A 24,122-nucleotide genomic window follows, 5' to 3' on the forward strand; every position below is an offset into this window, starting at 1 on the left:
CATATTAATTTTTTTACAATTCCTATTCTTATCTGCTTTTTTTGTGAATTCTATCCATATAAAAACTTATTATAAGTGTTAATGCATAATCAAATACTAAGAACACTAAGTTTGCTATTATTAAAAATAAAACAAAAGTAATCATCTTTGTATCACTGCTTATAAATCTCGAAAGAATTTCTTCAACACCTTTTATCACATTTATCCCCAATACATTTTGAAAAAGAATAAATCCTATTATAAATGCTATATTAAAAAAGCCTATTTTATATAATACTTCTAACTTACTCCTACTTCTTTCTGAGAAAAACTTAATAATACCATATATTCCAAAAAAAACAGCATAAAGTATACTTATATTGATTGGTACAATAAATAAGGCTATTAAAGCTGATGCTATATATACAAAAATAGCAGTTTTAATATCACTTCTTATAATACATATTGGTATTATTGCTGATGCTATAGTTAATATAGTTAGTGTATTTATAGGTATTAATGAAGTTGAATATAGAATAATACTTGTTAATGCAACCATTATCCCACCTAATGTTATTTCTTTAGATTTCATTTAATACCTCCTTTCATTAACTAAAAATATTTTTTCCTTACCTACTTTAATTCACTTATTTAAATTCTAAGTAAGAAACTTACTTTGCTAATTAACAACAACCTATTAAGTCTCCGCCCATCATCTCACAACAACAATCTGCACATATAAGATTATTGCAACAAGTACATGCATCAACTCCACCTTGAGCAGTTCTATATGGATTAGCATATCCTCCTGCTCTCATCTTCAACTGATTTAAACTTTGTCTATATTCAAAATTATTAGGATCCATTTGACATGCTCTCTCAATATTGCTAAGGGCTGAATCAAACCATCCTTTATTTAATTGAACTGCTCCATATAAGAAATGCCATTCAGCATCTCTATTTGACATAGCATTTAATCTTCTTTCTGCTTCTATATTATTTCTCATTTGAATAAGTCTTCTTATTTCAGCGTAGCCAGCTACATTATTGCTATATCCGCTATTATAACTTGAGTTTGAATTACTACTATAGTTGGAACTATAAGTACCTCCAGAGTTTCCTCCACCATTTTTTAACATATCATAAGCTTTATTTACTTCTGTTAATTTTTCTTGTGCTAAATCCTTAAGTGGATTATCTCCATATTGATCAGGATGATATTGCTTAACTAACTTTCTGTAAGCAGCTTTAATTTCTTCTTGGGATGCACCTTGCTTTACCCCTAGTACCTCATATGGATTCATTTTAAATACCTCTTTTCTTACTACTTTTACAATTACAATTTTGAACTATCCTAGTATACTTATCCATCATACCAAGACTAATTATATTTTCTAATATTTCTTTATTTCTTTTTAATGGCAACATATCTAAAGCTTCTTTACAGTTATAACCACAATTTAATATTGTGAATTCTATTCTTGGTTTTATTTCTTCAATAAATTCCTTATAACTTTTATTTTCTTTATTATATAAGTAATTTATAGGATTAAACTTATTATTATTAATATCTTCTTCTAAATCATCTAAAGCATCTATTACATAAATCCATTTTCCTATAGCATATCCTAAGTTATATAGATTACTTCTTAACACCTCAGAATCATTATCTATTTCTTCTGGATAAAGCTCTAATATATTCGCCACTATTAAGCTAAAAGGATCACATATTTCATCTATAGAGTTGAAATTTTTCTCTTTTTCTAATAAAGATAATTTATTTAAATTTTCTTCTATTATATCATTTACCTTTGTAACATTTCTATTAAATTTCTTTTTATATGGAGATAGTACCATTGCTCCCATTTTACTCTTTAAACTTTTATCATCATTTATATCATCTATTAGCTTATAATAAATTAAACTAACATTCATAGCTGCAGCATAAGAAAGTGCTTCTCCCTTTATAGCCATAGGCTTTTTATTATGTGGATGTGCTATACATCTTTTCATCTCAAATTTCGGGCCTTCACTATGAAGGGCATCTAGAAGTATTGCTAAAAAAGTCATATCATAATTCAAAGTCATTCTTGGTACATTCCCAAAGTTATCCTTAATGTGCATGCATACACCGCAGTAATATGCTCTAAAAGTTTCATACTCCCTTATTTTCATCTCTGGTTTAAGTGGAGTTACATATCCAAACAAAAAATCACTCCCTAAATATTTATATTAGTATTATAACTTATTATGTTAATCCATCAAATAAAATTTATACTTTTATCAGGTAAAATTCACAAAAATAGGTTATGCATAAGTTTATTGCATAACCTATTTCTAAAATTATTTAATTAGATAGCTATCTACTGGATTTGTTAAATCTTTGAGTATCCAAAATATCTTCAGCTCTATTTCATCTAAATTATCATTTTCAATCTTAATATATGATTTAAGCTCATAATTTTCACCATTGTCACTAGTAAGAGAGGTTCCATCTGATGAAATTATTAATTCTCCAGCTTCATCAAATACGCCTTCGAAAGTTAATCCTTCGATATCCTTAGCTTTTAAGATTAGAATATTATTTCTATACGAAATAAATTCAATATTGTAATTATTCTTTTCAATATATTCTCTTTCTAAATTAACCTTAATATTTCTATCATTTTTATTTGCATAATATACACCATCACAAGTGAATTTTAATGTTTTAATCCCATCATCTAATTCCCCTTCAAACTCTAAATACTTATTTCCAAGATCATCACCTGATATAAAAGAAGAGGAACTTACATATTTATTCCCTTTATTATCTACTAATGTTGGATTTTTAAAACTCATAAAATCATATATTTCACTTTCTAAATTAAACTTCATAACAATTCTAGTTTTAGATGTTTCTATCTTATCTATTACAATATCTCCAGCTTCTGTTTCTATTATATTATCAGATATTTCAATCTCTTTTAGTACATTTCCAAATATCTCTTTTTCTAATTTTATTGGAACATTAAAAGTTGTTATATAATCAATATTTTCTCTTTCAAAAAAGCTACTTTCATATTCATTTTCAGATAAAACTTCCCCTACTTTCGCTTCAGAATTTTTGAATTCTTTCTTTCCTACCTTTAATTCTAAATCAAACTCTTCAATATATTCAGTAAATCCTATTTCTAAATACGCACTTTCAGTTTCTTCCCCATTATAACCACTAAAACTAATCATACTAGGTATTTCTTCTCCTGTATTTTTATTAATAAATTTTGCCTCAACTATATAGTTGTCTGAGCCTATTAAATCATAGCTTATCCATAACCTTTTATAATCTCCAGCTAATCCATTAACTATTAACTTAACTCCATCTTTCTCTTCTATATAACTCATTTCTTTAGTTAATCCTTTATCTACTGCATTAGTAAAACCTTTATCAAAAGTTATTAGTTCTACAAGTTTATCAAGCCCAGGTATAAGGCTAGCTGCATAAGCTACTTTTGGAAAGATGTTAACTAATAATACAAATGTTAAAAAGGATGCCACTATCCCACTGGTGCATTTATATATCATTCTTCTTTTTCTTTTTGCTCGTCCTTCTTTTAGTGTCTTATTAATCATAAAATCTAACTCTTCTGGTATATCTATATTTTCATATTCTAATTTTTCATCTTCAAAATATTTTTTACCCATAACTAAACCTCCTTTATATCTACTCTAAGTAAACTTAACGCCTTATGCATTCTATTTTTCACTGTAGAAACTGAAATTTCTAATATATCAGCCACTTCATTTATTGTATATCCATGAAAATACTTCAAAATTATAATCGTCTTAAGTCCTGGATCTAATGCATCAATAGCATAACTTAAATTTTCATCTGCAGTTGTGGCTACTTTATCAACTATTATGCTTTCTTTATCTATAACAGTTTCTTTTGAACTCTTTCTTAGAAAATCCAAAGCAGTATTTACGATAATTCTGCTCATCCATTTATCTAGAGCTCTAATATCTTTAACTTTCGATAAATTAGAGTATCCTTTTAATATACTTTCTTGAAGTATATCCATTGCATCATGAGAGTTCTTAACATATGTATAGGCTAACCTATAAAACTTCTCCTTATTGCACGTTACACACTCTTCAAATTTTATCTCTAGAGTCTTCCCCCTAAGTTTAAGCATCTATTTTATCCTCCTATTTTGAATTAACCTTATAAGCTTATTTACTAATTCACTATCTAGACGATTTTAAATATACTTTTGTTTAATTTCCTAGGAAATTTTTTATTTTTATATAAAAAATGATTGATTAAAGATTTCACTCTTTAATCAATCATTTTTCACTCTATCTTATAACTCTCAAGTTATCTTCACCGTCTATTCTATTTTTCTTACCTTGCTTAGCTATATTCAAAAGAACTCCCATAGCTACTAAGTTGATTAATAAGGAAGTACCTCCTGTACTTATAAAGGGAAGCGGAACTCCTGTAACTGGTATCGAACCAGTTACAACAGAAATATTTATAATAGCTTGAATTGCTATAACTAAAGTTATACCTACCGCAAGTAATCTACCATAAATATCTTTGGCTTGCATCGCTACCTTTATAGCTGAAATAATTAAAAATACAAATAAACCTATTACAAATATACATCCTAATAGTCCAAATTCTTCTGCAAGTATTGCAAATATAAAGTCATTATGAGGCTCAGGCATATATAATGCCTTTTGCATTGAATTACCTAATCCCTGTCCAGTTACTCCACCTGATCCTATAGCCATAAGTGAATGAACTAATTGATAACCAGAATCTGATTGATCTGCCCACGGATTTAAATAAGTCGTTAATCTTTCTAATCTATACGGCTCAATTATAATTAATACAAGCCCTCCTAAAAAACCAACAGGTATTAAACCTAATAAAACTCTAATATTTGCTCCAGCTACCATTATCATAAAATATGTAACCATTGCTATAACTACAGTAATACTTAAATTTTTCTCAGCTAATACTAATACGGCAAATATTGCTCCAATTGATAGTGGTAAAAAAATTCCATTTTTTATAGTTTTAATTTCTTTACCCATTTTTACTATAACATGAGCCAATATAAATACCACTGCATATTTGGCTATTTCAGAAGGTTGTATTGATAATCCTCCAACCTCAATCCATCTTTTAGCACCATTTATTTCTTTACCTATAGCTAAAACTAATACAAGTAATCCTAATGTACCTCCAGCTAAAGGCCACGTAAACTTTCTTAGAAAATGATAGTCTACCCTAGCAAAAAGACTCATAAATCCAAGACCTATAATAGCCCACATAGCTTGTTTCTTTATAAAGAAGTATAAATCACCTTGCTCATATAATGCATAATAAGAGCTTGAAGTAAATACTAGTAATAACCCTATTAAAACAAGTAATATTACAGCTACATATACTCCATTATCTCTATCAATACTTATTTTAGTCTTCTTTTTTTTCTTTTTTTTATTCTTATTATATTTAATTCTTTTTTTTAACTCTACATTACTCACCACTACACCCCTTAATACTCAGATTCTTTTTTAAGAGTTAACTTTACTGAAGAACCCTTATCTACTACAGTACCTTTAGGTGTACTTTGATAATACACATAGCCTTCCCCTTCAAAAGTACATGTTAAACCTAAATTTTCTAATAAAGCCTTAGCATTTTCTACTGTTTTTCCCTTTAAATCTGGAACTACAACTTTTTTCTCTATACTACTACCCCTTGTTGAAACTTCAACTTCTGCCCCTTCTTTAATTGTTGTTCCTGGATAAGGATCCATAGATACTATACTATCTCCCTTACCATTTATCTTAACCTTTAATCCATTTTCTTCTAAAACTTTTTCAGCTTCTACTTTATTCATTCCTCTTACATCTGGAACTATTATATCTCTAGCTAAGCTATATTCATTATTAGCAAGAGGAGATTCTATATAATCAAAAATCATTTTGAATAGTTCTTTTACTAATGGAGCTGCAACCTGACCACCATAGTATTTTCCTGTGCTAGGTTCATCCACAGATATAAATACAGTAATTTCAGGATTTTCAACTGGCGCTAAAGCTACCATTGAAGCAATATATTTAGTGGTTGAATATCCACCTATTTCTGGGTCATACTTTTCTGCCGTTCCACTTTTAGCCCCAATATCATATCCTTGTACAAACGAACCCGGTTCCCCATCTTGAGTTGCTGTTCTCTCAAGATATCCTCTAAGTATAGCTGTTTTATCTTTTGATAAAAGCCCCTTCTTTATTGTAGGCTCAATAATTTCATCTACTATTGTATTTCCATTTTTATCAGTATGTGATATTTCTTTTACCATATGCGGTTGAATTAAGTCGCCACCATTAGCTATAGCATTAAATGCAGTCATAAGTTGCATAGTAGTTACAGAGTTTGTTTGTCCAAAAGCTATTGTCCCTAAATCTATTTCAGATATCTCATCTGTACTTTTCACTATACCAACTGCTTCTCCAGGTAGATCTATTCCAGTCTCCTTACCAAAACCTAATTTCTTTATATATTCATTCAATTTAACTTTCCCTAGTTTTTCTCCTAACGCCATAAATCCTGGGTTACAAGAATTCTTTAATATTTCAGGCAGAGTTTGTACACCATGTCCATTTAAATTCCAACAATGTACAACTGTTCCCCCAAAATTTACACTCCCAGTACAATTGAAAGTATCATTTTCTGAAACTACGCCTTCTTCCATTGCAGCTATCATAGTTATAACCTTAAATGTAGATCCTGGTTCATAAGCATTACTTACAATATTATTTCTCCACATTGATTGTATTTTCTCATTATCATCCGCTCCCTCAAAAGACTCATAGCCCTCCAAAGGCTCATTAGGATCATAATCTGGCTTACTAGCCATCGCTAAAATTTCTCCTGTATTAGGATTCATAACAAGAACAGAAGCTCCTTTAGCTTTATTCTCGTCCAATCCTTTTTGAGCTATTTTCTCAGCAAAATACTGAATATTTTCATCTATAGTAAGTACTACATCTTTACCATCAATAGCAGGTGTAAATTTGTAAGGTACAAAAGGCATCGTATTTTGATTACTATCTACACCTTCAATTTTCAACCCTGGAACACCTGCAAGATAATGGTTATATTCTAACTCAATTCCTGTTAACCCTTGTCCATCAGTATTTACACTTCCTAAAGCTTGTGCAAGATAATGTCCATTAGGATAATATCTTTTTACATCATTACTAACTGTAACTCCATATATATTAAGAGCTTTGACTTCATCCGCTTTACTTTGCTCAATACCTCTTATTAAGTTAGGATAAGGTTCTCCACTTTCAATTATTGATAAAACTTCTTCTTGAGTCATATCTAATGTACTAGCCAGCTTTTGAGCTATTTCTTTAACATCTATTTCTTCTTCTTCAGCTTCAGTTAAAAGAGCATTTATATCAAAGTCAACTCTATAAACTGTTGCAGATGCAGCTATATACTTACCATTTCTATCCAGTATGTTTCCCCTCTTTGCCGTAACTTGTATTTCTTGATTCCATTGAGTATCTGCTTTGTCCTTATACTCATTTCCCTTAACAAATACTATGTAGCCTAACCTCATAACTAAAAGTAAGAAAATTAAACATATTAAAGTTCCAATACCCGCTAGTCTATTCATTGCATTGCTTTTCACAACTCTTTTTTTCTTTCTTTCCTTAACTGTCTTCATCTTCTAACTCTCCATTCAATATCTTCCATAAGCATAATTAAACTGCCAACTATCACTTTATTTAACTATCTTATATTATATTGCTTTTTAGTAAAAATATAAATACCTAAACATAAAAGAAGAGATACTTTTTACAGTATCTCTAGTATTTGTTCTGGCTTGTTCACTATATAATTTGCTCCCGCACTTTCAAGTTCACCTTTTCCTCTAAATCCCCACTCAACTCCAACAGATTTAACCCCTGCATTTTTAGCAGTATTTATATCAATTTCAGAGTCACCAACATAAAGACACTCATCTTTATTTACCTTAAACTCATCTATCACTTCAAGTACTGCCCAAGGGTCTGGCTTTTCTTTAGTATTTTTTTTATGTCCATATACAACTTCAAATCTATCACCGAAGTAATTTTTAACTACTTCGGTTGTAAATTCATGTGGTTTATTAGATACTACTGCAATATTAATACTTTTACTTATTAAACAATCTAGCATTTCCATAATTCCATCATATGGTTTTGTCATATCTATCATATGCTTTTCATAGTAACTATCAAATAACTCTAATGCCTTTTCTATATTTTCAACACTTCGATTATCTTCTGGTAGCATTCTTTCTACAAGTTTGTATCTTCCATTTCCAACAAACGTCTTATATTTTTCTACCTCATGTGTTTTATACCCTAAAGTAGTTAAAGCATAATTACAAGCATTTGCCAAATCTTCTATTGTATTTAATAATGTTCCATCTAAATCAAATATAATACTATTAATCATTATAATACCATCCTTAAAATATAATCTTATATCATTTTAAAATTATTATATCACAAAGACACCTAATCATTTTTATCAAATTTTATAATAAAGACAACTGAGTTATCTTTATTATATATTTTATAGCTTATATTTTTATGTTGATCTAATATAGTTTTAACAATATATAACCCTAGCCCTGTACCTCCTGTTTTTCTATTTCTAGATTTATCAACTCTATAGAATGCCTCAAAAATATTTTCAATTTCACTTTCTGGTATGTTAACTCCAGTATTTTCTACTATTAATTCTTCATTAGTTAATTTTATATTTACTTTCTCCTCTTTAGGTGAGTGTATAATACTATTTTTTATTATATTCGTTATTGCTCTTGTCAATAAATTATTATCTCCTTGAATATGCACATTCGCTTCAATATATTTTTCTACAACTATATTTTTATCTTCACAAAAATAATATAAATCACTTAATATATCTTCAATTAACATAGAAAGGTTTATATCAGTAAACACGCATTTTAGTTTTTGATCTTCTCTCTTGCTCATATCTAGTAGTTCTTGTACAAGTTCTCTCATCTTTTGTACTACATCATAAGACTCTTTAAGATATTTATCCCTATCTTTATATCTTCCAATTTTATAAATCATTCCCTCTATTTGTCCGCTAATAATAGTAATAGGTGATTTAAGTTCATGAGATATAGTTGCAATAAATTCTCTTCTTTGCTTTTCTATCTTTCTCTCAAGTTCTATCTCTTCAGTTAACTTCGAATTAACTCTCTCAAGCTCCCTAAATGAATTCTTTAGATTTTCATTCATTAAATTTAAACTCTTTGAAAGTTGACCTATTTCATCATCACCTTTAATCTCTATTACATTGTCAAAGTTAAGCTCTGCCATTTTCTTAGCTACATAGTTTATTTTGATCAAAGGTTTACTAATTTGTATAGAGTAAAATGTTGAAATAGTAATCGCAATAAGTACTATAGCAATTATTGCAAAAGGAAAGAATAGCGCCACTATTGTAGCTGCTTCATCAATTGGACTTACTGCAACATGAACTATTAGAGAATACCTTCCTTTAAGGCCTTTTATACTTATATCATCTTCAATATTCAAGCTTCCTCTTTTATTTATTGGCTTATACACAGCTTCATTTACTTCTTCTAAGTTTAATCTTATACGTTTTAAAAGATGAGGCGGTATTTCTTCCTCTTTTAGAAATGGTATCTTTCCAGGATCATTTAACCATTCCCTAAAAGAACTGTAAACAACAGATACTATCTTGTTATCTTTATCTTTTTTTACTACAATTAAATCTAAATTATTTTCATAAGAAAATTTATCTAAAGTCTCTGATAAATCTAATCCATCAGTTTCTTCTAATGTAGTTTTTAAATCATCTATACTACGATATATCTTATTTAATTTATAGCTCTCATATACTTTAGGCATAAATAGATATATTCCACCGTATAACAATGTAAAAGAAATAATTATAATAAGAACACTCCATATAAAATTCTTCTTCTTTATGCTTAGGTTATTCCACTTGTTTTTCAAGAACATATCCTACACCCTTTATAGTTTTTATATAATCTTTTTGTATTTTCTTTCTTATGTTCTTCATATGAGCATCTATAACTCTTGTATCGCCAAAATAATCATATCCCCATATTTTTTCTATTAGCATTTCTCTTGAAACTACAATAGGGTAGCTATTGATCATTAATGCTAATATATTAAACTCTTTTAAAGTAAGTTCGATTTCCTCTTCATTAACATAAGCTTTAAAAGTTTGCAATTCCAATCTTAACTTTTCAAACTCTAAAATATCGCTTTCTTCCTTTTCTTTTTTATGTCTTCTTAATACTGCTTCTACCCTTTTTATTAGTACATTAAATGAAAAAGGTTTAGATATATAATCATCAGCTTTGAGTTCAAAGCCTCTTACTTCACTTTCCTCATCGCCCAAAGCAGTTAAAAAAATTATAGAAACATTTTCATCTAATCTTTTTATCATCTTACAAAGCCCATAACCATCAAGCTTTGGCATCATTACATCTAATATAACTAAATCGTAATTTCTACTCTTAAACTTTTCATATCCCTCAATTCCATCTGATGCTATATCTACAATATAGTCTTGTGATGATAAAAACTCCACTATTAATTCTTGTATTTGACTATCATCTTCTACTACTAAAATTCTGCTATTCATAACTTTCCTCCACAAAACTTTTTACATAGTTAATATTCTATCATATGATACTTATGTAAAAATAAATTCATCAAAATTTCATACTAAGTAATAATACTAGTCTACCATCCTAATCTGAATTTTTCCTGAAATTAATTAATACAAATTTTCATTTTTATTCATAAATTCTTATAGCATAGTTCATTCTTTATCTACATTAATAAATTAAAATACATATTACACACAACTTAGGAAGGATGACTAGCTTGAATAAGAAATATAGAATAAAAACTATTCCCTTATTAATATTATTAACAATACTTTTATTATCATCATTTTATATTTATAAAACTTTCATCTCAAAAGAAAATATACCTGATGAAAGTGTTTTACTTAATGATAATATAGACACTAAAATTATTACTAATACTCGATCTAACTATGATAGTAGTCCAACATTATCCCTAACAACTTCAGATTATGCCTCTTTATCTTATACAGAAAGATTAGACATGCTTTATGATAATAATTATTCTCTAGAAGATAGAATAAAAATATATTTAGCCGATGATTTAGATAATATTGGATTAATTTATTATAATTTTGAAAATAATAATACTATTAACATAAATGAAGATAAAAAGTTTATAGCTGCAAGTACATATAAGGTAGGTCTAAATCTCTATGCTTATTATTTAAATTCAATTGGTAAATTGGATTTAGATCAATATATAGAATATTTACCTGAAGATTATGAAGAAGGAACTGGTATTTTACAAGATGAATATTATATTGGATCTTATAAAATTCAAGACTTACTAGATTTATCAATTATATATTCTGACAACATTGCGACAAATATGGTTGGCCGTTATCTTGGTGGTCATGAAGCGGTACGTAAAAATTTATATAATTTACTTAAAATAGATTTTCCACCAGAAGAAAATATTATTACTCCTGAAATAGAATGTAAAATATTAAAGTATATTTATGAATTTAGTTATTATCCAAATTTCAGCCATATGCTATCAGTATTAACTCATTCGGAATATAACGATAGACTAACTAAATACATAGATTCAGATATAGTAGCTCATAAAATTGGTACTTATGATACTTATATACATGATGTTGGCATTGTTTTTAATAATAGCCCTTACATAATCATTTTGTATACTCATGATATTGAAGATGCTGAAGAAAAAATTGCTAACATATCAAATGCAATCTATCAATATAATAATTTAGCTTATTAATATTTTAAAAGAAATTATAATGTATTATAATTTAATTATGGTATATTATGTAATAAAAGGAGCGAGCATTTATGAGTAAAAAGAAAAAGAAGCTATCTAAACATAATGAAAAAGCAGAAAAAATATTATCATATGGAATTGTATCAGGACTTGCTATAGGTGTACTTGCAGCCTTCATATTGTTTATTTTAACAGATAATATGTTTTGGATGGTACTTCCTTTAATAACTACCTTTGTGGGATTTGCTATTTCTACACTTATAAATAAAGGAAATTCTAAAACAAAACCTTCAACTAGTAAATCAAAATAATAATCTTTTAAAATTAATTTTAACTATACGCAGTTTGCCTTTAAATAAAAAAGAAATCTCAAATCTAACTAGTACACTAGTAAAGTTCTGAGATTTCTTTTTATTTATATCTTTATTCTTCTACAAATTTAATAAGATCTTTACCTAACTTAGCTACTCTAGCTAAAGAGTATACATCATACCCCTTTTCATTTAGCATATCTCTTCCTGGTTGGAAAGACTTTTCAATAACTATTCCAATCCCTGCAACCTTTGCACCTGCCATCTCAACTAATCTTGCAGCTCCTAATGCAGCTTCCCCATTTGCTAAAAAATCATCTATAATAAGTATATTATCATCTTCATTTATATATTTTTTGGAAAGCGTTAATTCATAATTACTACCTTTTGTAAAAGAATGTACTAATGTCTGATATACTTCTCCATTTAATATTTTTGAACTTTGCTTCTTTAAAGTTACCATTGGTATTCCCATTTGTAATGCTGTCATAACTGTAGGAGCAATTCCTGAACTCTCTATTGTAAATATCTTCGTTACATTTTTCTGCATAAAATAATCTTTAAAGTATGTTCCTATTTCATACATAAGCTCTGGATCAACCCCATGATTTAAAAACGAATCAACTTTAAGAACATTTTCGCTTAACGCTTGTCCTTCTTCTAATATCTTTTTACGTAATTTTTCCATAATAAACACCTTCCATTTCTAATTTTTCTTCAGTTAATACTATTTAAATACTAAGGCTACTTACGCTCTATAATTAATATTACTGAAGAAATACTTATAACTACTATCTCTCATATAAATTCAATATTACTGTTTATATAAACGTAACTATAATGCTCTTAAATATTTAAAAATAAATTTCTATATATCTATTAAACAACTAAAAACAGACATCTCTGTACACTTTAATAAAATAATAAAAACCACCTCAAAAAAACTTGAGGTGGTTAATTTAAATCGCAAATCTCTTAATAAATAGAAATTTATACAATAAAATAACGTCCCTCGTAGTCTGCCAATTACGGTCAGCAGGTAGAAACTTTCGGACCAATTTCCGAATTTATACGAGCTTTATATTATAAACGAATTATAACATATATTTAACAAAAAATATATGTATTTATTTAATTTTCTAAAAGACAATTAAATTGAATTAATATATTCATCAATAGCTTCTGCAACTTTCTTAGATAACCTCACTGCCTCTACTACAGTCTTCGCTCCTGTAACTACATCTCCACTAGCAAAAACACCCTCTCTAGATGTTCTTCCACATTCATCTACGTGCACTAATCCTGAAGATAAAGTATTTATACCTTTTGTTGTTGAAACTATATTACTTCTTGGTCCTTGGCTTACTGCAATTATGACTGAGTCAGTATTAAATACGCCTTCTTTTCCCTTATCTATAGTTACGGTTCTATTTCCTTCTGCATCAAAAACTTCCTTAGTTTCTTCATATCTAATTCCATCTTCTAATATCTCTAAAGGATTTTTATAATAAAGGAACTTTACTCCATCAAGCTTTGCATATTCTACTTCTAATTTTTCTGCTGGAGCATCTATTTCACCTTTTCTATACATTACATATACTTCTTTTGCTCCTTTTCTTATAGCTGTTCTAGCAACATCCATAGCTGCGTTTCCAGCTCCTACTACAGTAACTCTATCACCTAAGTCATAGACATCTGGGTTTTTCAAATAATCTATACCATAATGAACATGTCCAAGAGTCTCCCCCTTAACATTCAAGGTTCTCGGATTCCATACTCCTGTTCCTATAAAAATAGCCTTATATCCATCTCTAAACAAATCATCTATAGTTATATAAGGGCCTATCATTGTATTAGGACGTATTTTAACCCCTATTTCTACAAGCTTTTCTTTTATATTATCTAATATATCCCTAGATAATCTAAATTCAGGTATTCCATATCTTAAAACTCCTCCAATTTTATCATGAGCCTCAAATATTGTTACATTGTAACCTTTTTGAGCTAATAAAATTGATATTGTTATACCTGCTGGTCCTGATCCTATAATAGCAACTCTTTTATCCTTATCTATTTTTGATTTACTAAAAGCCTTATGTATATAAAAATTAGATATATAATTTTCTACATCGCCAAAGTGGACAGGATTCTTTTTAGCATTTAAAACACAATTACCTTCACATTGCTTCTCATGAGGACATACAAGAGAACATATTACAGATAATGGATTATTATTAAATAACTTCTCACCTGCTTCCTCAATTTCACCATTTAAAAATAAACTTATTACTTCAGGTATTTCTGTACTAACTGGGCATGCAGCTTTACATCTTGGTTTCTTGCACCCTAAACACTTTCTTGCTTCTTCTAATACGTGATTACTCAAACTTTCTCCTCCTATGTTTCTATATTAATTTAAAATAATTATATCATCTTTGCCTAAAAATCCAAGTCAATGATTTTATTAATTTATATTTACGTATAATTAATTATTTAAATTCAAACACTATTTAATGATTTATTGATATTTTTATAAAATAAGGAGAGATTTTATGTCAAGCTATACAGGTACAGTAAAATGGTTTAATCAAGAAAAGGGATATGGCTTTATTTCTGCAAATGACGGTCAAGATATTTTTGTACATCATTCTCAAGTTAAAGAAAAAGGGACTGATAAGGATTTGCACGAAGGAGAAAATGTATCCTTTTCAATAGGTGAAGGGGAAAAAGGCCCTATGGCTATAAATGTACAAAAAATTTAAAGCACGAAACACTTTATTGGGTTAAAAGTTAAAAGTGTAAAGTTAAGAGTTTATGAATAAAGTCAGCTAAGCTGACTTTAAATAATTATAATTTTAGAAACTACCTAGAAGTTTCATCCCTAACTTTTCACTTTTAGCTCTTCACTATTAACTAAAGAGTGTTTCGCACTTTATTTCATTTAAGTAATTATCTTAACATTTCTAATAATTCTTTAACTATAGATTTTGCTTTTGAAGGCAATTTATCCAATTCTTTTTGTCTCTTTTTTTCATTATCGATTTGAACAATTTGCATTACTCTTTGTTGCAAACCTGGTATAGAATTTAATTCCTCTGCTAATTGATTAAATCTACTTGCAAATCTTGGATCTTTCATTTTTTGTTGAAGAAGCCCTATTAATTGATAAGCGTCCATACATTCCTCCACTTTATATCTTTTACTGTTATAATACGTTTGTAGTTATGTATGTGCTACCACTTTTTAATAGCAATTTAAAAGACGTTGCATTTTGTCCTGCAACGCCCCATAACCACCTATAACTTTAATAACAAAAGTTAGTTGGCTACAATACTATTATATGAAATTTCATTTTTATTATACATAACTTGCTCAGGTTTGATTAAAAGCTATTCATTGCCTTAGCAAACTTTTCAATATTTCCCCTTTCAATCATATCTACAAATTTTTTCATATCTATTTTTTTAAATTTTTCATTAGTTTTAGATAATGATTTAGCTACTTTTCTTATTATAAATCTTTCTATGAAGTTCATATCTTTAAAATTAAAAGCGCCTCCAAAATACCCTTGTGTAACTGCACCAAATAATAATTCTTCTGGAAAATTATCTTTAATCTGTGCTTCAATGTTTTCCTCATTCATACAACATACGTATAATCCCACTTTTTTATCTTTTAAATTCCCATAATAGTTTTCACATACCTCTGTTATTTCCTTTTGAATTTTCCCCATGTAGATGGAACCACCAATTATAATTTTATCGTAGATATTTAAATCAAGTGTTACATCCTTTCTTATATCCACTATATCTACTTCTCCTTTTAACTTTCCCTCTAAAAGCTCTGCACATTTTTTTGCACATCCATGATTGCTACCATATATAATTAAAGTCCTCATTTCTCTAATCACCCCATAGTTAATTAATTTCATTATTTATTTATAAAATCCTTCTAAATAATATAAAAAATCCTAAAGATAATTCTATTGATTATTATGTTTGCTAATATTATAAAATTCCTTACTTATACAATTTTTTACAATATATAAACAAAAAGGTTATTGCACTTATTAACCATGCAATAACCTTTCATCATCATATAATATTAATTTTCTTGTAACTTACCATCCTTTAAATGCAAATCCATTTGTGGATAAGGTATACTTATATTTTCTTCATTAAATCTAACCATAACTTTCTCTAATAAATCAAAGTAAACTGTCCAGTAGTCTGATGTCTTACACCATGCTCTAACCACAAAATTTATAGAACTTGCACCATGCTCATTTATAGATATAAATGGCTCTGGATTTTTAAGTATTAACTCATTAGCGTCTACAACTTGTGTAAGAATTCTTTTAACCTTAAATATATCGTCATCATAAGATACACCAAAAACTATATCAACTCTTCTTGTATCTTTTGAAGAATAATTTACTATACTATCATTAGCTAATGACCCATTAGGAATTAGTATTTGTTTATTATCTGGAGTAACTAAACATGTGTAAAATATACTTATCTTTTCAACTGTTCCTGAATGCCCTGCCCCTTCAATATAATCTCCTACATTAAAAGGTCTTATTAAAAGAATAATCACCCCTCCAGCGAAATTTGATAAACTACCTTGTAATGCAAGCCCTATCGCTAAACCAGCTGAAGCAAATATAGCTGCTATCCCAGTAGCTTTTATTCCTACAAACTCTAACACTGCCATAATTAGAACAACTCTCAATACTACTTCCACTAAAGCATCTAAGAAGTTTCTTAGAGTTTTATCTACATTATTCTTATCCATTAAAACATTCATAATTTTAATAAGTTTCTTTATTAACTTCCATCCTATAGACAATACTATAAGGCCTATAACTAATTTTACACCATCAGTTAATACCCAAGCTAAAGTTAAATTTAATATTTTTTCAAGTTGTGTCGTCATATTTCCTCCATTATACTTTATTTAATCTCCTTTTATACATTAATTTAAAATATCCTCTTTTTCAATAACAATTCCTTCCAATATAATAATTTATATAAATTTATTGATTAAATAAAGATTTAATTTCTGAATTTATCCCTTCAATATCTATATCATTGCCTATTACTTTGTTGTTTACATTATATTTATCCTTTAACTTTAGAATTCTATATACACTTTCATCTATTTTTTCTTCTGATATAATTTTACTATTAACTGCATCTTTCACAGCTACTATTGAGTTTATAATATCATCATATCCATGACATACAAGTACAAGATCACTTCCTGCATTTATAGACATAATAACTGCATCTGCCAAATTATAATTATCTACTATAGCTCCCATAGTCATATCATCTGTTGCTATTACTCCATCAAAACCTAAGCTATCTCTCAAAATATCAGTAGTTACTTTCTTTGACATAGTAGCCGGATATTCATTATCTATACTTTCTAATATTATACTAGAAATCATCACTACATCAGCGCCATTATCTATTGCATTTTTAAAAGGAATAAACTCTAAATTTTCAAGTTCTTCTAATGTTTTTTTTACTATAGGCAATCCATAATGTGAATCCACATCTGTATCCCCATGCCCTGGAAAATGTTTCACCACAGGGATTATTTTACCATCTTTTATACCTTCCATAGTCTTGATTCCTAGCCTTGAAACTATTTCTGAATTATTACCAAATGCCCTTTCTCCTATTACCGTATTATTGGGATTACTATCAATATCCAATACTGGAGCAAAGTCCATATTAAAGCCAAGACTATTTAATTCCTTTGCAATAATCTTACCTACATTATAACTTAGATTCTCATCATTAAATTGTCCTATATACCCACTAGAAGGAAGTTTTACAAACTCTTCTGGAACTCTCGAAACAACACCGCCCTCTTCATCTACAGATATAAATAACGGAATATCTTTTTCTATAGCTTTTATTTCATTATTCAAGTTTATTATTTGATTTGAATCTACAATATTTCTTGAAAAATATATAAGTCCTCCAACTTTTTGATTCTTTACTAAATCTACTATTTCATCATTTATTTCTTCACCCTCAAATCCCACTATAAAAAGTTGACCTATCTTCTCCTCCAAAGACATAGATTCTACTTTATCCTTTATTTTATCTACCTCTTCAATTTCATTATTGTTTTCACTAATATTATTATCCTCTTCTTGTACTGAACTGCCGCTACAACCTGTGAAGAACAACATAATTAGAGCATATATCATTAAAAATTTAATATTTTTCACTTTTCTACCCCTTGCAGTTAATATCATACCTTTTTTAATATTAACATCTTATCCTTGATTTAATCAAAAAATAGGTGTACCTAGATATCTAAGTACACCTTTTGTTACTTTATTTCAAATTAATAGACCATAATCCATGTAAATTACAATATTCTCTTACTGCAACCACATTATTATAATCTACATTAAATATACCTTCTGGCTTATCTCCAGCTTTTAAGTTCAATCTAATAACCTCAGTATCTGTTAGAACTTCTATCCATTGTATATGGTGTTCTTGAATCATCGGATGCTCAACTTCTCCAACCTTAACAAATACTCCATCTTCTCTCTTCTCTACTACTGGTAGATGTTTTTCTCCTACTCCATCTTTAGTTCTCTCATCCTTTAAAGTCATTGGTTTTCCACAACATACTAAAGTCCCTGCAGCCTCCTGTAATACTTCAACGATATTTCCACATATATCGCACTTATAAATAGCGTTTGTTTTTGTCATTTAATTACCTCCCTTAAATTCTCTCAACTTATACTATATATATTAATATTGTTATAATATAATGCTAAATCTTATTATTTTCAACTAGTTCATTTATTAATGCACAAATATTTTTGGAGGAATCATTTTTATCAAATGATTTGCATGCTTCTTTCATATTATTTAGCTTTTCTTTGTTTATTAGTAATTCTTCAATTAACTTATCACAGCTTTGTCCTTTTTCTAATTTAATTGCCATATTATGATTTATTAAGAAATCTGCATTCTCTTCCTCTTGCCCTGGTATTGCATCAAAAATTGCCATAGGTATATTTGATGCTAAAGCTTCTGTAATTGTTAAACCACCTGGTTTAGTTATTATAATATCTGCAGCTTGCATAAACTTATTAACTTCGTCTGTAAAGTAAATTAATTTAGTTTGCTTTTCACTCTTATTTATAACTTTAGCAAATTCATCATATAGCTTTTGATTTTTCCCAGTAATAACAATCACTTGAAAATCTCTATTTATATTTATTATATCTTCATAAATCTTAAAAACATTTGTTACTCCAAAGCTTCCTGCCATCATTAAAATTGTAGGCAAGTTAGGATTTAACTCTAATTCATCTAGCACTAAATCCTTGTCTTTCTTTTCAAAGAAAACTTGCTCTATAGGTATTCCATAAGGGTATATTACTTCTTCTTTAATTCCAATATTACTCATCTCTTTAACCATATCGTCATTTGAAACTATATAAGCATCCACCTGCTGGTTTACCCATGTCTTATGTGGTGCATAATCTGTCATTATACATACTAAAGGAATATTTACAAGTTCCTTTGACTTTAATATAGAAACCATCTCTGTTGGAAATGGATGTGTTGTAATTATAACGTCTGGCTTAAATTCATCAATTAATGGTAATAGCTTATTTGCAAATAAATAGTTAAGTCTACTCACAAAGCTAATCCAACGATCTTCTTTGTTTGTTAACTCATAAAGTTTTCCATATATTTTGGGTGTCTTGGTTGCTAAATATACATATCCACTTGTTACCGTCTTATTTAAAATTGGATTAATATATAGTAAGCTATCTACAATTTTTACATTTGCACTTTCATCATGCTCACTCATGTAATTTTCTATAGCTCTTGAGGCTCTCATATGGCCTCCCCCAGTGGATGCTGATAAAATCAGTATATTCATTTTCTACATACTCCTTCTTCTACTTACATATGACTACATTACTAAAATTATGTCTCTAGCAATTATACTTTCCATTATAAGAAATATTCGTTTGTATATTATATATTATTTTTAGTTACTTTACTATTTTTTAATATATGACCATACTTTTGACTCTTTAACACTCTACCTATTATATCATCTTAACCCACTATTTTCTTTAAACAATATCTTAATAAATTCTTAAAATATACTAAAATTCTTCTTTATTTATACCAGTTTATTTTATCTCCATAACAAGTAACTACATTATACATTAGTGCAGGGCTATATTTATAAGACTTTATTATATTTTTAATTATCAAACAAGCTTCATCATCATTTAGTTTCGAATCAAAATATAATTGAACTCCTTTTCTGCTTTTAAAAGAAAATAAATTTTCATCATTAACTTTATACTCTTCTATTAATTTAATAATATCATTTTGTTTTAATGGACAACTTACTAATACCATGATCTAACTCCTCATATGTTTTATTATCCTAATTATAACATATGAATATAATTTTACTAAATATATATAAGCTAATAACTTTATATTTAAGTTAAATAATGTTTAAATTTTTTTAAAACTCATATTAAAACAAAAATGTACTTCACTTCAATAAAATAATAAAAATATAAATTATTAATCTAGTGAAGCAAAGTACAAATGTTATCCTTAACTATTAGCCTTTGTTTTATTAAATAGTTTGCTTACTTCCATAATCAATGCTGCAAGCAATCCAAAGCCTAAGCAAATTAAAAAGTTAAGCATACCAAATTCATTGGGTATATCAAATATACTTCTAACTCCTGGAATTAGTACTATACAATATAACAAAAGGCAAATTATTATAGCTCCAATAGCATAGATATTTTTAAATACACCCAATTTGAATGCTGTAACTTTGTCTGATCTTGCAGGTAAAGTTTGAAATATTCTAGCTATTGTTACTGTAGAAAATGCCATTGCAGCGCCAAGTTCTGGTGATACTTTATTCCCTATATATTGAGCTAAAATTACAACAATCCCTATTATAACACCTCTTAAAAGTACTGCTTGCCATGTTCCACCTTGCAATATTCCTTCATTAATATCTCTTGGCTTTTCACTCATAATATTCTTTTCTGCCGGTTCAAGCCCTAAAGCTATTGCTGGAAGTGAGTCATTTATTAAATTAATAAATAATAGTTGTAATGCTGTAAATGGATTTGACCATCCAACAAAAACTGCAAATAGAATAGCTATTATAGCTCCTAAATTACCTGCAAAAAGATATGTAATAGATTTTTTTATATTGCTATACACAGTCCTTCCTACTTCAACTGCTGAAACTATAGTTTTAAAATTATCATCTGTTAATATCATTGCAGCTGCATCTTTAGCTACATCTGTTCCACTACCCATTCCAATTCCTATATTAGCTTGCTTCAACGCTGGGGCATCATTTACTCCATCACCAGTCATAGCAGTAATATATCCTTTTTCTTGCCAAGCTTTAACTATACGAATCTTATTTTCCGGTGAAACTCTTGCATAAACTGTTATATGCTCTAGCTTTTCTTCTAATTCCTTTTCGCTTAACGCATCCAATTCTTGACCAGTTAATGCTATATCTCCATCTTTCATTATTCCTATTTCTTTCGCTATAGCAGCTGCCGTAGTTTTATGATCTCCAGTAATCATAACTGTTTTTATTCCTGCTCCAGTTGCCTCCGCTACAGCTCCATATACTTCTTCCCTTGGAGGATCTATCATAGCCATTAATCCTACTAAAGTCATATCTACTTCGTCATCTAATGCAGGAACAAAGTTCTCATCAGGCACATCCTTTAATGCAAAAGCTAATACCCTTAATGCTCTATTGGAAAAATCCTCATTTTGTTTTCTATATTTATTTAAAATTTCTTCAGTAATCTCTACTTCATCACCATCATCTAAAGCTTTAGATACACGACTAAATACTACATCTGGCCCACCTTTAGTAAACATTATAGCATTTCCATTTATTGAATTTACTGTAGACATTAATTTTCTATCAGAATCAAAAGGAATCTCACTCAATCTATCATATTTATCTCTTAACTCTTTATAATCTATTCCTCTTTTATTTGCAAACCTTAAAAGCGCTACTTCTGTAGGATCTCCAAGTTCCACTCCAGCCTCAGTAATATCGGCATCATTACATAATGTTGAGCTTAAATTCATAGCTTCAACTTGTTCTGATGAGTCGCCTTCTGCCTTTACTTCTTCTTTTGTTATTCCATACATAAAGAAATCTACAACTGTCATCTTATTTTGCGTTAATGTTCCAGTTTTATCAGTACATATAACACCAGTAGACCCTAATGTTTCAACAGCTGGAAGCTTTCTAACTATAGCTTGTTTTTTTGCCATATCTTTAGTTCCTACAGCTAATACTATAGTTACTATTGAAGATAAAGCTTCTGGAATAGCTGCTACAGCTACCGCAATTGCAAACATAAACGAATCAAAAATTAGAGCTTTTAAATCACTTCCAGCTAAATATCCTCTTATAACTTGAATTGCAAATATAGCAGCTGCCAAAATCATTATAATTATACCTAACTTCTTACCAAAATCATCAAGCTTTTGTTGAAGTGGAGTCTGTTTATTTCCTGCTGTTTCTAAAAGTGCTGCTACTTTTCCCATTTCTGTATTCATACCTGTTTGAGTTACCACTAGCTTACCTCTTCCATAAACAACAGTAGCTCCACTAAATACCATGTTCTTTCTATCGCCTATTCCAACTTCTTCATCTATTTTATCTGTATGCTTTAATACTGCCTCAGCTTCTCCTGTAAGCATACCTTCGACTACTTTTAAAGTCTGTGCTTCAATAAGTCTACCATCAGCTGGTATATAATCTCCTGCCTCTAAAAATACTACATCACCAACTACAATTTCCTTAACAGGAACTGTAACTTTTTTACCATCTCTTAACACTTTCGCACTGGGTGCTGATAGTTTTTTTAAACTATCTAAAGAACTTTCTGCTTTCCTAGTTTGAGTAACTCCTAATACAGAATTTAATATTACTACTAAAAATATAATAAGTGATTCTACAACTTCACCTAAAAACATTTGTACTATAGCAGCTATAAGTAACACAATAACTAATGGGTCTTTAAAACTCTCTAAGAACATTTTCCATAAAGGAACCTTAGATCCTTCTTTTAACTCGTTATACCCATCTCTTTCAAGTCTATTTTTAGCTTCACTGCTTGTAATACCTTCAGCATTGCTTTCTAATTCTTTTACTACATCGTAATATTCTTTTCTATAATACATATAACTACTCCTTTTATTAAGTGAATAAATTTATAATTATAGTATTATCTTTTAAAAATATTTTATTTAATATAATGAACTTTACTGTAATAATTATATTTTTTTATAATACATAGTATTATAATTGTAAATATTAGGAGGTATGAAAATGATTAATAAAACTTGTCCGCACTGTAATTATAAATTTTCAACTAAAGATATTTTTTTAAGAAAGTACTCGCAATTTATAAATTGTCCTAAATGCAAAACAAAGTTAGTAGCATCTATAAAATCTAAATTTATATTTAGCATTATAATGCTATTTACCTTCATAGCTTGGGCAGTTATTGTAAATTCATCTAATATAAATATTGGCTCTTGGGCAAAATATCTTTTAGCATTCATTTTATTTTTTATACTATTCTTTATAATAGAACCTTTAACTTATAAATTTGAAATCTCTAAAGACTTATCAAAAAGCAAAAGATAAAATAATATTAATTGAAAATTTAAGAATTATTTAAGTTTTTATCAATTGCTTTATTTGTAAAATATAGTATTATAATAAAATATATACTAAATTTTTTAATATAGGTGGTTAATATGAAACTAAAGG

General features: G+C 28.5%; 24 protein-coding genes and 1 riboswitch. Of the genes, 4 read left to right on the forward strand and 20 right to left on the reverse strand.

Annotation, left to right across the window (positions count from 1 at the left end; all coding sequences use genetic code 11):
- Nucleotides 1–28: 28 nt before the first annotated feature.
- The 10 genes from H8S20_RS14520 to H8S20_RS14565 form a co-directional block, all read right to left on the reverse strand.
- Nucleotides 29–571 carry a DUF2232 domain-containing protein gene (locus H8S20_RS14520; RefSeq protein ID WP_032119288.1) on the reverse strand — a complete coding sequence of 181 codons (543 nt, stop codon included), beginning with the start codon at nucleotides 569–571 and terminating at the stop codon, nucleotides 29–31.
- A gap of 91 nt (nucleotides 572–662) precedes the next feature.
- Nucleotides 663–1,283 carry a J domain-containing protein gene (locus tag H8S20_RS14525; RefSeq protein ID WP_186860549.1) on the reverse strand — a complete coding sequence of 207 codons (621 nt, stop codon included), beginning with the start codon at nucleotides 1,281–1,283 and terminating at the stop codon, nucleotides 663–665.
- A gap of 1 nt (nucleotide 1,284) precedes the next feature.
- Nucleotides 1,285–2,187, reverse strand: a complete 903-nt coding sequence (locus tag H8S20_RS14530; protein ID WP_186860550.1) for a DUF5685 family protein — start codon at nucleotides 2,185–2,187, stop codon at nucleotides 1,285–1,287.
- A gap of 135 nt (nucleotides 2,188–2,322) precedes the next feature.
- Nucleotides 2,323–3,663, reverse strand: a complete 1,341-nt coding sequence (locus tag H8S20_RS14535; RefSeq protein ID WP_186860551.1) for a DUF4179 domain-containing protein — start codon at nucleotides 3,661–3,663, stop codon at nucleotides 2,323–2,325.
- Between the two features lie 2 nt (nucleotides 3,664–3,665).
- Entirely contained in the window at nucleotides 3,666–4,154 is a 489-nt protein-coding gene (locus H8S20_RS14540; RefSeq protein ID WP_186860552.1) for an RNA polymerase sigma factor, read from the reverse strand.
- Between the two features lie 163 nt (nucleotides 4,155–4,317).
- Nucleotides 4,318–5,514: a putative lipid II flippase FtsW gene (gene ftsW / locus H8S20_RS14545; protein ID WP_366456334.1), complete on the reverse strand. Its 1,197-nt coding sequence runs from the start codon at nucleotides 5,512–5,514 to the stop codon at nucleotides 4,318–4,320.
- An 11-nt stretch (nucleotides 5,515–5,525) separates the two neighbouring features.
- A complete protein-coding gene (locus tag H8S20_RS14550; protein WP_032119293.1) occupies nucleotides 5,526–7,715 on the reverse strand; it encodes a stage V sporulation protein D in 2,190 nt (729 codons plus the stop codon).
- A gap of 131 nt (nucleotides 7,716–7,846) precedes the next feature.
- Nucleotides 7,847–8,491: an HAD family hydrolase gene (locus H8S20_RS14555; RefSeq protein WP_032119294.1), complete on the reverse strand. Its 645-nt coding sequence runs from the start codon at nucleotides 8,489–8,491 to the stop codon at nucleotides 7,847–7,849.
- 62 nt (nucleotides 8,492–8,553) lie between these two features.
- Nucleotides 8,554–10,059: a sensor histidine kinase gene (locus H8S20_RS14560; protein ID WP_186860553.1), complete on the reverse strand. Its 1,506-nt coding sequence runs from the start codon at nucleotides 10,057–10,059 to the stop codon at nucleotides 8,554–8,556.
- Complete coding sequence (locus tag H8S20_RS14565) at nucleotides 10,034–10,711, reverse strand: response regulator transcription factor (RefSeq protein WP_186860554.1); 678 nt, start codon at nucleotides 10,709–10,711, stop codon at nucleotides 10,034–10,036. The genes H8S20_RS14560 and H8S20_RS14565 overlap by 26 nt, the downstream gene beginning before the upstream one ends.
- Nucleotides 10,712–10,956: 245 nt before the next feature.
- Here H8S20_RS14565 and H8S20_RS14570 point away from each other — a divergent pair, with 245 nt between their 5' ends.
- On the forward strand, nucleotides 10,957–11,946 hold the full coding sequence (locus H8S20_RS14570) for a serine hydrolase (protein WP_186860555.1): 990 nt from the start codon (nucleotides 10,957–10,959) through the stop codon (nucleotides 11,944–11,946).
- A gap of 71 nt (nucleotides 11,947–12,017) precedes the next feature.
- Nucleotides 12,018–12,257, forward strand: coding sequence for a hypothetical protein (locus H8S20_RS14575; RefSeq protein ID WP_186860556.1), 240 nt, complete (start codon nucleotides 12,018–12,020; stop codon nucleotides 12,255–12,257).
- Between the two features lie 112 nt (nucleotides 12,258–12,369).
- Here H8S20_RS14575 and H8S20_RS14580 read toward each other — a convergent pair whose 3' ends face one another.
- Together H8S20_RS14580 and H8S20_RS14585 are read right to left on the reverse strand one after the other, a co-directional pair.
- Nucleotides 12,370–12,945 carry a xanthine phosphoribosyltransferase gene (locus tag H8S20_RS14580; RefSeq protein WP_032119297.1) on the reverse strand — a complete coding sequence of 192 codons (576 nt, stop codon included), beginning with the start codon at nucleotides 12,943–12,945 and terminating at the stop codon, nucleotides 12,370–12,372.
- A 307-nt stretch (nucleotides 12,946–13,252) separates the two neighbouring features.
- Nucleotides 13,253–13,352, reverse strand: a riboswitch (purine riboswitch).
- A 55-nt stretch (nucleotides 13,353–13,407) separates the two neighbouring features.
- Nucleotides 13,408–14,643 (reverse strand): NAD(P)-dependent oxidoreductase, encoded by a 1,236-nt coding sequence (locus tag H8S20_RS14585; protein WP_186860557.1) that lies wholly within the window; start codon nucleotides 14,641–14,643, stop codon nucleotides 13,408–13,410.
- A gap of 166 nt (nucleotides 14,644–14,809) precedes the next feature.
- Here H8S20_RS14585 and H8S20_RS14590 point away from each other — a divergent pair, with 166 nt between their 5' ends.
- The gene (locus H8S20_RS14590; protein WP_032119299.1) at nucleotides 14,810–15,019 is read left to right on the forward strand and encodes a cold-shock protein; all 210 of its coding nucleotides are present in this window, start codon (nucleotides 14,810–14,812) and stop codon (nucleotides 15,017–15,019) included.
- Between the two features lie 187 nt (nucleotides 15,020–15,206).
- On the opposite strand, the gene H8S20_RS14595 is transcribed toward H8S20_RS14590, so the two are convergent.
- The 8 genes from H8S20_RS14595 to H8S20_RS14630 form a co-directional block, all read right to left on the reverse strand.
- Nucleotides 15,207–15,434, reverse strand: a complete 228-nt coding sequence (locus H8S20_RS14595; protein WP_032119300.1) for a hypothetical protein — start codon at nucleotides 15,432–15,434, stop codon at nucleotides 15,207–15,209.
- Nucleotides 15,435–15,639: 205 nt separating this feature from the next.
- The gene (locus H8S20_RS14600) at nucleotides 15,640–16,155 is read right to left on the reverse strand and encodes a flavodoxin domain-containing protein (RefSeq protein ID WP_032119301.1); all 516 of its coding nucleotides are present in this window, start codon (nucleotides 16,153–16,155) and stop codon (nucleotides 15,640–15,642) included.
- Between the two features lie 206 nt (nucleotides 16,156–16,361).
- Nucleotides 16,362–17,195: a mechanosensitive ion channel family protein gene (locus tag H8S20_RS14605; RefSeq protein WP_032119302.1), complete on the reverse strand. Its 834-nt coding sequence runs from the start codon at nucleotides 17,193–17,195 to the stop codon at nucleotides 16,362–16,364.
- Between the two features lie 100 nt (nucleotides 17,196–17,295).
- Complete coding sequence (nagZ, locus tag H8S20_RS14610; protein WP_366456340.1) at nucleotides 17,296–18,507, reverse strand: beta-N-acetylhexosaminidase; 1,212 nt, start codon at nucleotides 18,505–18,507, stop codon at nucleotides 17,296–17,298.
- A gap of 109 nt (nucleotides 18,508–18,616) precedes the next feature.
- The gene (locus tag H8S20_RS14615; RefSeq protein ID WP_032119303.1) at nucleotides 18,617–19,003 is read right to left on the reverse strand and encodes a desulfoferrodoxin; all 387 of its coding nucleotides are present in this window, start codon (nucleotides 19,001–19,003) and stop codon (nucleotides 18,617–18,619) included.
- A 64-nt stretch (nucleotides 19,004–19,067) separates the two neighbouring features.
- Nucleotides 19,068–20,192, reverse strand: coding sequence for an MGDG synthase family glycosyltransferase (locus tag H8S20_RS14620; protein WP_032119304.1), 1,125 nt, complete (start codon nucleotides 20,190–20,192; stop codon nucleotides 19,068–19,070).
- Between the two features lie 245 nt (nucleotides 20,193–20,437).
- Nucleotides 20,438–20,686: a hypothetical protein gene (locus tag H8S20_RS14625; RefSeq protein ID WP_186860558.1), complete on the reverse strand. Its 249-nt coding sequence runs from the start codon at nucleotides 20,684–20,686 to the stop codon at nucleotides 20,438–20,440.
- Nucleotides 20,687–20,893: 207 nt separating this feature from the next.
- Nucleotides 20,894–23,527 (reverse strand): cation-translocating P-type ATPase, encoded by a 2,634-nt coding sequence (locus H8S20_RS14630; RefSeq protein WP_186860559.1) that lies wholly within the window; start codon nucleotides 23,525–23,527, stop codon nucleotides 20,894–20,896.
- A 148-nt stretch (nucleotides 23,528–23,675) separates the two neighbouring features.
- Here H8S20_RS14630 and H8S20_RS14635 point away from each other — a divergent pair, with 148 nt between their 5' ends.
- Nucleotides 23,676–23,996: a hypothetical protein gene (locus tag H8S20_RS14635; RefSeq protein ID WP_032119306.1), complete on the forward strand. Its 321-nt coding sequence runs from the start codon at nucleotides 23,676–23,678 to the stop codon at nucleotides 23,994–23,996.
- Nucleotides 23,997–24,122: the final 126 nt, after the last annotated feature.

The sequence above is a fragment of the Clostridium hominis genome, from assembly GCF_014287825.1.
Lineage (GTDB): Bacteria > Bacillota > Clostridia > Clostridiales > Clostridiaceae > Clostridium > Clostridium hominis.